Source organism: Flavobacterium sp. LMO6 (assembly GCF_009495795.1).
Taxonomy (GTDB): domain Bacteria; phylum Bacteroidota; class Bacteroidia; order Flavobacteriales; family Flavobacteriaceae; genus Flavobacterium.
In genome coordinates this window covers 350,748-363,437 of sequence record NZ_WIBH01000001.1, presented here as the reverse complement: position 1 = coordinate 363,437, position 12,690 = coordinate 350,748, and the positions used below count along the sequence as shown (strand labels likewise).

The 12,690-nt window shown below is 30.0% G+C and carries 16 protein-coding genes; 2 read left to right on the top strand and 14 right to left on the bottom strand.

The features are described from left to right. Positions 1–120 precede the first annotated feature (120 nt). Positions 121–1,911 (top strand): lysophospholipid acyltransferase family protein, encoded by a 1,791-nt coding sequence (locus GFJ99_RS01630; RefSeq protein ID WP_153207257.1) that lies wholly within the window; start codon positions 121–123, stop codon positions 1,909–1,911. Positions 1,912–1,963: 52 nt separating this feature from the next. Here GFJ99_RS01630 and GFJ99_RS13460 read toward each other — a convergent pair whose 3' ends face one another. The 14 genes from GFJ99_RS13460 to GFJ99_RS01565 all read right to left on the bottom strand — a co-directional run bounded on the left by GFJ99_RS13460 (position 1,964) and on the right by GFJ99_RS01565 (position 12,140). Then, positions 1,964–2,179 (bottom strand): hypothetical protein, encoded by a 216-nt coding sequence (locus GFJ99_RS13460; RefSeq protein ID WP_153213610.1) that lies wholly within the window; start codon positions 2,177–2,179, stop codon positions 1,964–1,966. A 53-nt stretch (positions 2,180–2,232) separates the two neighbouring features. After that, positions 2,233–2,667, bottom strand: coding sequence for an RDD family protein (locus GFJ99_RS01625; protein ID WP_153207256.1), 435 nt, complete (start codon positions 2,665–2,667; stop codon positions 2,233–2,235). 10 nt (positions 2,668–2,677) lie between these two features. Continuing rightward, the gene (locus tag GFJ99_RS01620; protein WP_153207255.1) at positions 2,678–3,472 is read right to left on the bottom strand and encodes a M48 family metallopeptidase; all 795 of its coding nucleotides are present in this window, start codon (positions 3,470–3,472) and stop codon (positions 2,678–2,680) included. Then, positions 3,456–3,902 (bottom strand): hypothetical protein, encoded by a 447-nt coding sequence (locus GFJ99_RS01615; protein ID WP_153207254.1) that lies wholly within the window; start codon positions 3,900–3,902, stop codon positions 3,456–3,458. The genes GFJ99_RS01620 and GFJ99_RS01615 overlap by 17 nt, the downstream gene beginning before the upstream one ends. Next, positions 3,899–4,312, bottom strand: a complete 414-nt coding sequence (locus GFJ99_RS01610; protein ID WP_153207253.1) for a DUF2752 domain-containing protein — start codon at positions 4,310–4,312, stop codon at positions 3,899–3,901. Before GFJ99_RS01610 ends, GFJ99_RS01615 begins: the two co-directional genes overlap by 4 nt. Before the next feature lie 93 nt (positions 4,313–4,405). Beyond that, positions 4,406–4,747, bottom strand: coding sequence for a TM2 domain-containing protein (locus tag GFJ99_RS01605; RefSeq protein WP_153207252.1), 342 nt, complete (start codon positions 4,745–4,747; stop codon positions 4,406–4,408). Between the two features lie 118 nt (positions 4,748–4,865). Then, a complete protein-coding gene (locus tag GFJ99_RS01600) occupies positions 4,866–5,813 on the bottom strand; it encodes a 2-hydroxyacid dehydrogenase (protein WP_153207251.1) in 948 nt (315 codons plus the stop codon). 70 nt (positions 5,814–5,883) lie between these two features. Beyond that, the gene (locus GFJ99_RS01595; RefSeq protein ID WP_153207250.1) at positions 5,884–7,122 is read right to left on the bottom strand and encodes a murein hydrolase activator EnvC; all 1,239 of its coding nucleotides are present in this window, start codon (positions 7,120–7,122) and stop codon (positions 5,884–5,886) included. Between the two features lie 45 nt (positions 7,123–7,167). After that, positions 7,168–7,932: a DUF4292 domain-containing protein gene (locus GFJ99_RS01590; protein ID WP_153207249.1), complete on the bottom strand. Its 765-nt coding sequence runs from the start codon at positions 7,930–7,932 to the stop codon at positions 7,168–7,170. Next, complete coding sequence (locus tag GFJ99_RS01585; RefSeq protein ID WP_238990055.1) at positions 7,932–9,269, bottom strand: lipopolysaccharide assembly protein LapB; 1,338 nt, start codon at positions 9,267–9,269, stop codon at positions 7,932–7,934. Before GFJ99_RS01585 ends, GFJ99_RS01590 begins: the two co-directional genes overlap by 1 nt. A 55-nt stretch (positions 9,270–9,324) precedes the next feature. Then, the gene (locus GFJ99_RS01580) at positions 9,325–9,777 is read right to left on the bottom strand and encodes a hypothetical protein (RefSeq protein ID WP_153207248.1); all 453 of its coding nucleotides are present in this window, start codon (positions 9,775–9,777) and stop codon (positions 9,325–9,327) included. Positions 9,778–9,820: 43 nt separating this feature from the next. Next, positions 9,821–10,831, bottom strand: a complete 1,011-nt coding sequence (locus tag GFJ99_RS01575) for a sugar phosphate nucleotidyltransferase (protein ID WP_153207247.1) — start codon at positions 10,829–10,831, stop codon at positions 9,821–9,823. Positions 10,832–10,958: 127 nt separating this feature from the next. After that, the gene (dut, locus tag GFJ99_RS01570; RefSeq protein ID WP_153207246.1) at positions 10,959–11,393 is read right to left on the bottom strand and encodes a dUTP diphosphatase; all 435 of its coding nucleotides are present in this window, start codon (positions 11,391–11,393) and stop codon (positions 10,959–10,961) included. Between the two features lie 135 nt (positions 11,394–11,528). Then, a complete protein-coding gene (locus tag GFJ99_RS01565) occupies positions 11,529–12,140 on the bottom strand; it encodes a helix-turn-helix domain-containing protein (protein WP_153207245.1) in 612 nt (203 codons plus the stop codon). Between the two features lie 115 nt (positions 12,141–12,255). On the opposite strand from GFJ99_RS01565, the gene GFJ99_RS01560 reads away from it, so the two are divergent. Further along, positions 12,256–12,654, top strand: coding sequence for a molecular chaperone Tir (locus GFJ99_RS01560; RefSeq protein ID WP_153207244.1), 399 nt, complete (start codon positions 12,256–12,258; stop codon positions 12,652–12,654). Positions 12,655–12,690: the final 36 nt, after the last annotated feature.

The window sequence follows — 12,690 nt, the reverse complement described above, 5'->3', positions numbered from 1 at the left end:
ATTTATTAATTATCAGATTAATAAAAAAAATAACAAAATTGTATTTTTAATTATATTTTCTAATAGCAATCAATTCAACATAATTGTTATCTTTGTTTCTTGCTCAAAAACAAAAAATAAATGGGTTTAGTTACTGCTAAAGAAGTTGCAAAAGCGATTAACGTTGATAAATACGGAGTTTTCGGTACTTTTTCTGGCTGGCTATTAATGAAAGTGCTTAAAATTTCAGCATTAAACAAGCTTTATGACAGACATAAGCATTTAAATGATGTGGAATTTTTAAAAGCTATATTAGATGATCTGCAGATTAAGTTTGAAATTCCGGAAGAAGACTTAAAACGATTGCCAAAAGATGGCGCTTATATAACCATTTCAAATCATCCGCTTGGAGGAATTGATGGCATCTTATTATTGAAATTAATGCTTGAGAAAGAGCCAAATTTCAAAATTATTGCTAACTTTTTATTGCATCGTATAGCGCCTTTAAAGCCTTTTATTATGCCTGTTAATCCTTTTGAAAACCATAAAGACGTTAAGTCGAGTGTAATTGGGATTAAAGAAACTTTTCGTCATTTAAGTGATGGTAAACCACTTGGGATTTTTCCTGCAGGAGAAGTTTCAACTTATAAAGACGGAAAATTAGTTGTAGATAAACCATGGGAAGAAGGAGCTATTAAGGTAATTAGAAAAGCGCAAGTTCCTGTTGTTCCTATTTATTTTCATGCTAAAAACAGTAAATTGTTTTACTTTTTATCAAAAATAAACGACACATTAAGAACTGCTAAATTACCAAGTGAATTACACACTCAAAAAGATCGTGTAATTAAAGTACGTATTGGTAAGCCAATTTCTGTAGCAGAACAAAATGAATATCAAGACATTGAAGCCTATGGTGAGTTCTTAAGAAAGAAAACCTATATGCTTTCCAATGCTTTTGAGGACGAAAGTAAAATTAATTTACCCAAATTAAGTATTCCTAAACCTCCTAAACAAATTGCAAAACCTGCTAATCATGACCAAATTTTAGAAGAGATGGCTTTTCTAAAAAAAGGTGATTATCGTTTATTACAAAGTAAAAATTATGAAGTTTTCTTTGTAACGGCTGATAAAATTCCGAATATATTGCATGAAATTGGTCGTTTAAGAGAAATTACTTTTAGAGAAGTAGGAGAAGGAACAAATGAATCTTTAGATTTAGATTCTTATGACAAATATTATCATCATATGTTCTTGTGGGATGATAATGCTCAGTGTATTGCTGGAGCTTACCGAATGGGATTAGGTGCTCATATTTATCCAAAGCACGGAATTAACGGATTTTATTTACATGAATTATTCCGTTTTGAACCTGAATTGTATGATATGATGAGTAAATCTATCGAAATGGGTAGAGCATTTATCATTAAGGAATACCAAATGAAACCAATGCCATTATTCTTATTATGGAAAGGAATTGTTCATACAACTCTTCATTTTCCAGAGCATAAATATTTAATTGGTGGCGTAAGTATCAGTAATCAGTTTTCTGATTTTTCTAAATCGTTAATGATTGAATTTATGAAGTCGCATTATTATGACCCATATATTGCGCAATACGTTCATCCTAAAAAAGAATACAAAGTAAAACTAAAAGACGCAGATAAGGATTTTGTATTTAATGAAACAGAAGCCGATTTAAATAAGTTTGACAAAATAATTGATGAAGTAGAACCAGGAAATTTACGTTTGCCTGTTTTAATTAAAAAATACATCAAACAAAACGCAAGAGTGGTGGCATTTAATGTAGATCCATTATTTAACAACTCGGTAGATGGTTTAATGTACATTAAAATTGCCGACTTACCAGAAAGTACCGTTAAACCCGTTATGGAAGAATTTCAAGCGGAATTGGAAAGAAAAGAGAAAGGCTAATCAATTGATTAGCCTTTATTTTTTGATTAAAATATAAATAATTAAACCTGTTTTATCTGCTCAAACCTTGATTTAAAACAAACTCATTAAAATACTTTTGCTCTATCTTATCAGTATTACTTAATTCCTCAAATTGTAAATCGGATTGACCAATTGGAGAATGAAATTTCCATTTCCATATAGGACGATGCTTAATAAAAAAGTGGTTCTCTGCGAATTCATCATGATCATAAACACCACAAAAAAATCTAACTGAGATAAAAATCACTATTAAAATTAAAAACCGTTTCTTCACTATAAGAATATATTAATAATAAAAATTTATACTGCCTTTTTCACTTCAACAACAGTTGTATTTGCAATAATATCTCCCAATCGTTGATTTTTACTCGAATTTTTTATAGTCAAAATTCCAATGATTCCAAAAGGAAACATATCAATTGGGTCGAATAAATGTCTTGAAATAGATTGACCAAAAGTTAATTCACCATTATTTAATGTTAATGATTTAGGCTTCAAATTCATTATCGAATTTCCTAATGTAGCGCTAAAGAACACTTCTGTTAATACAATAATTGTAAACCACATAATAAATGGAACAATTGCTGCTATTCCAGTAACTGAGAAACCGCCTTTATTATTTTGTTCACCAAACGAATAAAGATAAGCAAAGATTAAAGTGTACAAAAGCACATAATCTATTAATCCTGCAACGAATCTTTTTCTGATATTCTTTTTATTTTCTGATTGATTCATAATCAAATAATTATTCAAAATCCTCAATACTATTCTTAAAATCTTCCCAAGCTTCCTTAGTTAAAATTGGTTTCGATTTTATTTTTTTAGTTTTTAAATAATTCAGAATGGTTTTGGCTCTCGCTTCAGATTCGGGATGAGTAGAAACCCAATACGTGTATTTATGCAATTCGTTATCTAAAGATAATTCATAAAGAAAATCAGCAAATGGTCTTGGATCAATATTAGCATTAAGCATGTATTTTACACTTTCCATATCTGCTTCGGTTTCTAAGCTTCTATCATACGCAGAAGATGAAAGCGTTTTTACAATTTGGCTAATTACAGTGCTATTAGCTCCTGTTGTAATAGATAATAAAACAGAAAGTCCAATTTCTTTAGACAATTTCTTCATCACATGATTGCCTTCAATATGGGCTATTTCGTGACCTAAAACTCCTAATAACGCTTGTTCGTTTTTACACGCTTTTATCAAACCGGTATACACTACCAAATGATTGTCGGGCATGGCAAAAGCATTTACCTCGTCTTTATCAATAATATGAACTTTTAAACTGTCTCTTACTATCTTGTTCTCTTTGCAAATTGGTAATAACAAGGAATCCAAAGTATTCACAATGGAATCATCAAAAATAACCGTTTCAGTCTCTTCGATTTCATTCCAAATAACTTCACCAAGTGTTTTTTCGGTTCCTGTTTTGGCTTCTTTTACTTTAAAATGTTTTACAAAATTTATTTGCGATAACAACATCCAAACACCAAAAAATAGTGCAATAACTACTAATCCTTTACTTATTGTCTTCATTTGTTTTGCAAATTAAATTAGTAATATCTCCAAAAAAGAAGAATTCTGTATGAAAGCCTTTTCTAACTTTAGTTGCTATAAATAAAGTGGAAAAAAATTCAATTAAATTAAAAAGTACTAGGGTAATAATGTAAGCAAAATAGTAATTTGTAGCCTCTCCATCATCAAATAAAATTCCCATAGTCCACCAAAAACCAGCACTATTAAAGAAAAACAAACCCAATTGAGAAACCAAAGCTTGCGTACAATGCCATTTTACAAATGAAGTGCTTTTTCGGTTTCCTAAATAAAATAAAATACTTGCCAATAAATTTAAAATAGGTAATGGCAAACCTCCAATAACTGCCACTAGCGACATCAAATAGCTATTTGATGCTCTTTCTAGCTCAGAATCATGAGGTTGATAATTAAATTTTGCTGTTGTAATCATAGATTTTTTTTAATGTTCCAAATCCAATTAGCAATTACTAAAACGATAAGTACAAATGCAACTTTTCGTTTTCTAAGTATGGATTCTGTTTTTAAATAAATGGTATAAAAAGTTTCTTTTTTTTGAACTAAATCGTAACTAATCCAAAACGGAGCAACTAACATAATTAGCGATACTAATATCCCAAAAGGATTTAGTAAAATTGCGGAAAGTAAATTTCCATGTGAAAGTTGTAAAACAGAACGTGTAGTTCCGCACGATGGGCAAGGAAAAGTGGTTACTTTTTTAAACAAACAAACAGTAAATTCTTGATTTTGAATTTGGTGTTCGTGTTGAAAAGAAAAAAGCAACCAACCATACCCTATAAAACAAGCGAATAATATAAACGAATATAGCTTGTTTTTATTCATATATGTAAAATTAGATTTATAGCGGACATATATGCAATCGCCCTTTTTTTATTGGTTTTTGCAAACGCAAAGTTTTTATTGGCGATTCATTTTTTAGAACATAAATGCTCTATTAAACATTTCCATGTTTTTCTCTTTTGTTGCCCCTTGAATTAAGAACCAATCTACAATTGTCCACACGTAAATACCTCCACATGTTAACAATTTACCAACTCCCATTCCAGTATCACCAATATAAAAACGATCTACCCCTAAGTTTCCTGCAAAAATAGACAAAATTAATGCTGTAGTTGGATCTTTAAATTGAACTGTTTGTAACATAGGCCATTTGTCATCATCCATTTGAACTAAACGTTCTCTAATTGCATTTAACTGGTGACCTTCGAAAAATTTGGCGTTCGCCATCATGAACATGTCTACTTTTTGTGATTCCATTGTAAAATTATTGTTTTAGTTGTCTCCTACTCGTAAGGCTTTTCGGATGCGCCGTAAAATGCTAATATAAAAATATTTTCTGTATTAGTCGAATACTTGTTAAAAAGTTACAAATTTGTTAAAATAATCTTTTGATTTTATCCACTATAGTTTGTGCTAGCTTTTGGTGACTTTCAAAAGTCCAACCTGCAATGTGTGGCGTTAACAATACGTTTTCAGCTTGTAAAAGATATTCAAAAGCGGCAGGCTTTTCACCTTCAAATAAGGTTTCAAAAGATAATTTTTCGTATTCTAAAACATCTAATCCAGCGCCTAAAATTTTACCTGATTTTAAGGCTTCAACCAAATCGTCTGTTACAACTGAGTTGCCTCTGGCTGTATTAATTAACCAAAATGTTTTTTGAAATGAATGGATAAAATCAGTATTAATCATTTTATCGGTTTCGGGTGTCCAAGGCGTATGCAAACTTAAAACATCAGCTCTTTCTTGAAGTTCAGCTAATGAAACTTGAGTTGCATTGGCATCTCCTATATTTGGTAAAATATCATGACACAAAACGGTTACATCAAATCCACGCAATTTTTTCGCGAATGATTTTCCCATGTTGCCATAGCCAATAATTCCGACTGTTTTTCCTTCTAATTCATGTCCACGATTCGCTTCGCGTTTCCAATGCCCAGATTTTACTTCGTTATTGGCTTTGTTCAAGTTGTTAAAAAGCGAAAGCAACATGCCTAATGCCTGTTCCCCAACCGCATTGGCGTTTCCTTCTGGAGCAGCAATTAAATGAATTCCTTTCGCAGTAGCGTAATCACAATCGATACTTTCTAAACCAGCACCAACTCGGGCAATGAATTGCAAATTTGTGGCTTTATCTAAAAAGGTTTTATTTATTTTAAAACGACTTCTAATTACAATTCCGTGGTAATTTTCAATTTTAGCTTCTATTTCTTGTTTGGAAGACGTAAAATCAGCTTCGTTATAAAAACCAGCTTGTTCTAATTGTTCCCAAAGCAAAGGATGATTACTATCGATATGAAGAATTTTGATGTCTGATAAATTCATTTTATAAAATTAAAATATAATAGTACATGAAACTATAATTCAAAAAAATGAGGTCAAATGACCTCATCTATTAATTTAACCAAAGTTCTGGATTTAAATACGTCGTATTTTGTAAAACTGCAAATTTCATGGTTGTACTTCCAGAAGTATCGGTGTGAATAGTTCCTAACTTTTGCTTAATACTTACTTTTTGTCCTTTTACCACATTTACAGAAGATAAATTCATATAAATAGTAATAAAATCTCCATGTCTCACATAAACAGCTTTCCAATTTCGGTTATTTTCATTTACCTGAATTTGGAAAACTTCACCTGCAAACACGGCTCTTGCAGACGAGCCCTTCTCTGTTGAAATCTCAATACTACTATTGTGAACCGTTAGATTTTTATAAATTGGGTGAGGTTGATCGCCATATTTTTGAAAAATATTTCCTTTTTCTACTGGCCAAGGTAATTTTCCTTTATTTGCTTTAAAGTTATTTGATTCTATTTTACCTTCAGGTGTTAAATTAAATTTTGCATCGCTTGCTGTTCCTCCTTTAGGTGCAGTTTTACCAGATTTTGCAGCATTTCGTTTATTTGCAGCAGCAATTTCAGCGGCAATAATTTTCTTAATTTTTGCATCAATTGCTTTAGATTCTTTTTGCTGTTTTTTGATTTCGGCAGCAATTAATTTTTTATCTTTTTGTATTGATTTAACTAAACGTTCTTGCTCTTGCTTTTCTTTTTCAAGTCCTTGTTTTTCTTTTTCGGTTTGAGCTAAAACAATTTCTTTTTCCTTTTTACTTTCAGACAGTCGCATTTCGGCAACAATTAACTTTTCTTGCTTATCTTTTATTTCTTCTCCTTGCATTTTTCTAAATCCAGCGTATTGTTTCATGTACTGAATTCTTTTATAGGCTTGAAGAAAGTTTTGAGAAGAAAGCACAAACATAATTCTGCTTTGTTCATTTCGGCTTTTGTATGATTTTATAATCATTTTTTCATAGTCTTCCTTCAATACTTTTAGCTCTCTATTTAACTTATTCATTTCTAACTGAGTTAAATAAATTTCATCACTAAGTAATCGGGTTTGTTTTGCCGTAGTATTTAATAATTTTATTCTTAATTGAATTAATTCTTTTTGCTGATCAATTTGTTTTAAAACCGATTTTTCTTTCTTTTTTTCTGTCTCTAATTTGTTTTTATTTTCTGAAATTTCTTTTAGAATTTGTGCTTTACGTGCTTCTAACTTTTGCTGTTCAGACGGCTGTGCAAAACACAATGTTGTGATGAAAAAGAAAAACAGGATTTTAATGAATTGATTCATGCAATACGGATTTTTACAAAGGTAGTTTTTTTCTTAAATAAAAAATTAATTGATTTCAATAGCAGTATAACCACTTGGTATAGAAAAAGGATAACTCAGTTTTTCATTAAACGTTGTGTTTTTATACTCAATATCTATTGTTACTTTGTCTTTTTGTTCTGCTTTTATATTAATTTCATTTGGTAAATACATTTTGGTTTCTTCTTTATAAGAAGGATAAATAATTTCGAGATTTCGAGATTTACTTTCTTGAATAATTGTTTCTTTTTTTAATAAATAATTTGCTCCTTCAAAATAAAACTCCTTTTTTACGTCTGATTTAGATGGTAAAGACAATTTAAACATTTTATCAACAACTTCAGAAATCCATTGGTCTTTTGTTAAATCATCAATCGTTTTTCCAAGAAATAAATTCTGAACTTTTTGAAAATCTAAATCAGTTCCTAACCAATTACTTAACAAACTAAAATCACCTTCAAAAAATGTATTATTTATTTTTTCGTAATAACTTACTTTTGTTGGCGTAATCATAGCTTTAGCCATTGGAATTCCAAAAAACTTAATATTAATCCAAATAATTTCATCTTTTTTAATACGAATATCTGCATTCATAGAATGCGATTGTTTTTCATCTTGGTATTTAGCGTTTGCTCTGATATTTAAAGTTGAAAAATCGTGTTTGTTTTGATAATGGCCGCTTATAATTTTTTTAACCGCTGTATTTTCATTAGCAGCAGCAATTGCAACCGTTTGCTTAGATTTACATCCTATCAAAAAGAACAATATAAAAGCCGATACAATTTGTTTCATTATTTGGTTTGATTTAATTTATTTGAATACAATTGCATTTTATCTTTGTCATTCAAATTTTCGCAGCTAATAATTAATTCTTTATAAAAAATAGCTTCTAATGCCTTATTTTCTATTACAAAATCTAAGCCATTCTCTAATATATTTTTAGCCTTTTTAAATTCTTTTATTTGGTTATATCCTAAACCTGCATAAAAATAAAATCCGGCTTGAGTAGGAAACACTTCTAAATAATCTTCTGCTTTTTTAGTAACTAATTGAAAATCTTTTTTTTGAACTAATACCTCTAAATACAATTCCATAGCATCTACATCTTCCGTATCTTTTTTAATTGCTTTGTCAAAATATTTAGCTGCATTTTCTAGATCATTTTTTTTCCAGAAGAATTTAGCCACTTCTTTACTTACATTAATTTCTCTATCGATATCAAAATACGGAATTGCATTATCGATATCTTTTAAATAAGTTGGATTTTTAACCGCAAAAATTAAAAATTCATTAAAAACCCGATGTTTAATCTTTAGATCCATATTATTGGTTTCTAAAATTTTAAACATCGATTTTGAAGCATTAGTGCCATCATTATTATTTAAATGAAATTTAACTAAACTTACATGTGCCCAATCTGAATTTGGAATCTCAATTTCCAATCTTTTTGCCACTTCAAATGCTTTATCTTCCTGATTAAAACTTGTGTACAAAACAATTAAATCGATGTAATTTTGTTCTGCTTTTGGGTTTTTTCGAATAGCTTCTTCTAACTGTTCTTTTTGCGGTTTAGCATATGTATTAGACTGTTGAAGTTTCAATTTATAAAATTCCATTGTTCTGGTAAGCTTCGATGTTGTTTCCATTTCTTTTAACAACTCCAATGCTTTTCCGTGCTGGTTTGTATTCATGTAAAGTGAAACCAAATCTTCTTTCATATTTGAGTCGAACTCCATTAGTTTTTCAACAATTGGAATCGATTTTTGATAATCTTTAGTTTGATAATACACATCGTACAATCCGTTCCAATACCAACGTTCTTTATTGTCTAACTCGACTGCTTTTTTGAAAGCACTTTCAGCATCAACATAATTTCTGAGACTTAAGTAATTCTTACCCAATTCATATTGAAAAGCCGCATTTTTGGGTTCTTTTTCAATACATTTTTGAATCGACAAAATAGCTTTATCGTAATTTTCGATGCCGCGTTGTTTTACAGCTTCGTAAAAATTATTTTCCAATTGGTCGTCCACTAAAGCAATCGCATCGGGATTTTCTTGTGCCAACAAGTGATTCCCAAAACTGAAAAGCAGGAACGTAAACAAAACTATGATTTGAATTTTATTCATTAGGATATTTTAGCATTATTTTCTCAAATAATTTACAATATATAAATACAATACTTTAATTAATTATTATGTTCACTTCGTTTACAATATCTGCTTTATTTATTATTAAATTATTATAGCAAACCTTAATTTTAGTTTTTTTCCAAAAAGGGTAAAATAAAAAACCTGTCTCACCAATATTTTCAAGCTTTGAATCTGGAAATTCTATTTCTGTTATTTCTTTGTATACAGTATTCCCTTTAATGAATTTTGTTGTTTTAACTTTATTTGTTAATAAATTAAACGCTTGAATTATTCCTTTATATAAATTTTCATAATCTTCACTAAAATGTGAATGATTTATGCCAAATCCAACAATAAACTCTTTTTCATCAACAGACAACCAAAACTCTGTATTTCTGATTCTTAAAAATTCTGTACCAAATTCCTCCTCAACAATAACATTATCCCCAAGTTTATCTGTAAGTAAATTTTTAATTTCTTCAAATTTTTGTCTATTTAATTTCATCCTAAAATCAAGTTTTCTGTAAACTTTAATAAAACCAAAAAGTCTATTCTAAAACCGAATAATCACCAATACTAATGCTTGTAAAATTACCATCAAAAGAAGCATGATTTCCTATCATAGCATTATCTAAATTAGCATTTTTGATATGCGAATGCGTTTGAATTAAACTATTTTTTATGATAGAATCAATCACGTGACATCCTTTTCCTAATGAAACATTTGGTCCCACAGTTGCATTTATTAAAATAACGTCTTCATCTATAAAACATGGAGGAATAATAGTAGCATTTTCTAATTTAACATTCTTAGCAACTAAATTTTCTCCATCGTTATGTAAAAACCCTAACATTCTTGTGTTCGTTTCAATAGTAACGTCTTTGTTTCCACAATCCATCCATTCATCTACTTTTCCAGGTACAAATTTCATGCCTTTTGCCATCATTTGTTTAATACCATCGTTAATTTGGTATTCGCCACCATGAATAATGTTGTTGTCTAAAACCGATTGTAGTTCATTTTTAAGAACGGCAACATCTTTAAAAAAGTATATACCAATAACCGCTAAATCCGAAACGAATTCTTTTGGTTTCTCCACTAATTCGATGATTTCTCCATTCGCATTTAAGTTTACCACACCAAAAGCTTCTGGCTGGTCGACTTGTTTTACCCAAATAACACTATCAGCTGAAGTATCCAAATCAAAATCCGCACGAATTAACGTATCCGCATACGCAATAACCGCGGGGCCAGATAAAGAATCTTTGGCGCACATAATGGCATGACCTGTTCCTAAAGCCTCGTTTTGATAATAAATGGTTCCTTTTGCACCTAACTTTTGAGCAATGGCAATTAAATCATCTTCTACTTTTTTTCCAAAACTTTCATGAATAATAAAAGCCACTTCATCTATTGGCTGATTTAAAACGCCTGCAATATCTTCCACTAATCGGTGAACGATTGGTTTTCCAGCAACTGGAATTAATGGTTTTGGAATGGTTAAGGTATGTGGGCGAAGGCGTGAACCACGACCTGCCATAGGTACAATTATTTTCATGTTAGCCCCCTAATCCGCCACGGCGGGAAATTCCTATTAGGGGTCAATAGGATTTTATTAATTAATTCAATTTATATTTAACTATTTACACAATTTTGTCAATTCCCCCTTTGGGGGTTAGGGGGCTTTACTTCACTCCTGTACTTCCAAAACCGCCTTCTCCTCTTGAGGTTTCTGATAATTCGGTTACTTCAAGCCATTCTGCGCGTTCGTGTTTAGCAATGATTAATTGGGCAATACGTTCTCCATTTTCTATAATGAAGGGTTCATTGGATAAATTTACTAAAATCACGCCGATTTCTCCACGATAATCCGCATCTACTGTTCCTGGTGAATTTAAAACGGTGATTCCTTTTTTGGCTGCTAAACCGCTTCTTGGTCTAACTTGCGCTTCATAACCAATTGGTAATTCAATAAAAAGTCCCGTTTTTACGATGGTTCTTTCTAATGATTTTAATGTAATTGATTCCGTTAAATTAGCTCGTAAATCCATTCCAGCCGAAGCAATAGTTTCGTAATTGGGTAATGAATGTTGGGATTTGTTTATTATTTTAATGTTCATTTTTTATTTATTATTGAAAATAAATTATTTTCAAATCGTTTAATAATCAAAAATTAAGCATCAAAGTTAAAAAAAATAAAGATAAATAAACTGTTTTAAAGGTTTGTTTGTGTCAATAAAAAACAGCGGAATAAATTACTTTCCAAAAACCTCTTTTTCAAGTAAATTTAATCGTTTTAAAATGGCATTTTGTTCTACATAAAAGTCACTTCCTAAAACACCTACAACGGCATAATTTTTAGCAGTAGGAACAATAGCATTAGAAATTGAAGCTTTACCATTTTCTAGGAATAAATAATTATTTGCCGATTGATCTTCCTGTTGAATTTCTTTTAAAAACAAAACAGCATCTTTTTCATAACTAGTTGTTTTAGCTATGTTTTCATCAACAAAGTAGACAAAATCAAAATGTGCAAATATTTTTTGCATTTCAACACTTTTCTGTTCTCCATTGCTAGTAAGTTCTTGAAAAGTAGGGCTAATTTCATTAGTTAAAGCAGAAATACTATCTTCTATTAAGGTAAAATTTGCTAATTGATTAACCGTAAGTGGTTTTGAAATGATATCATCTGTAGGAATGCCAAAATAAGTAGCAATTCGAAGTAGGGTTTCTATTTTAGGTTCAGCACGTCCTTCTTCATAGGAGCTTATCACACCTCTATTCAAATCAATAAGCTCAGCAAAGGCTTGTTGACTTAGTCCTTTAATCTGTCTTATTTTTTTTAAATTAGTTCCAAAATACGTCATTTCGCTATTGTTTGTTGCAAATATACAAACTAAAGTTTATTTTTTTGCTAAAAATATTTGCAATATTAAAATTTTTATTTATTTTTGTTAAATAAACTAGCTAATCTATCAATTTATGGAACATTTAAAATTGTTTTCTAACGTTAAAAATTGGTTACTCGATTTAGAGTACAATATTCAACTTGAAAATGAAGAGCATCAATCGTTTATCATAGAAAAAGAAAGTGAAGGAATCAAAAACATGATGATTGTTATTGCGCCACAAATTTTAATCATTGAACAATTCTTGTTTCGCTGCAAAAACAATCAGCAAGACGTTCACAAACAATTATTGATTAAAAACCGAGATATTGTTCATGGCGCTTTTGTTTTAGATGAATCTGGAGAAAAAGTAATCTTTAGAGACACCTTACAAACAGAAAACTTAGATCGAAATGAATTAATTGCAACCTTAAATTCTTTGAGTTTATTGATAAGTGAATATTCAACTGAAATGATCTCCTTTAGTAAATAAATAATTTATTAGAAATAAAAAACTGATTTACAAGAT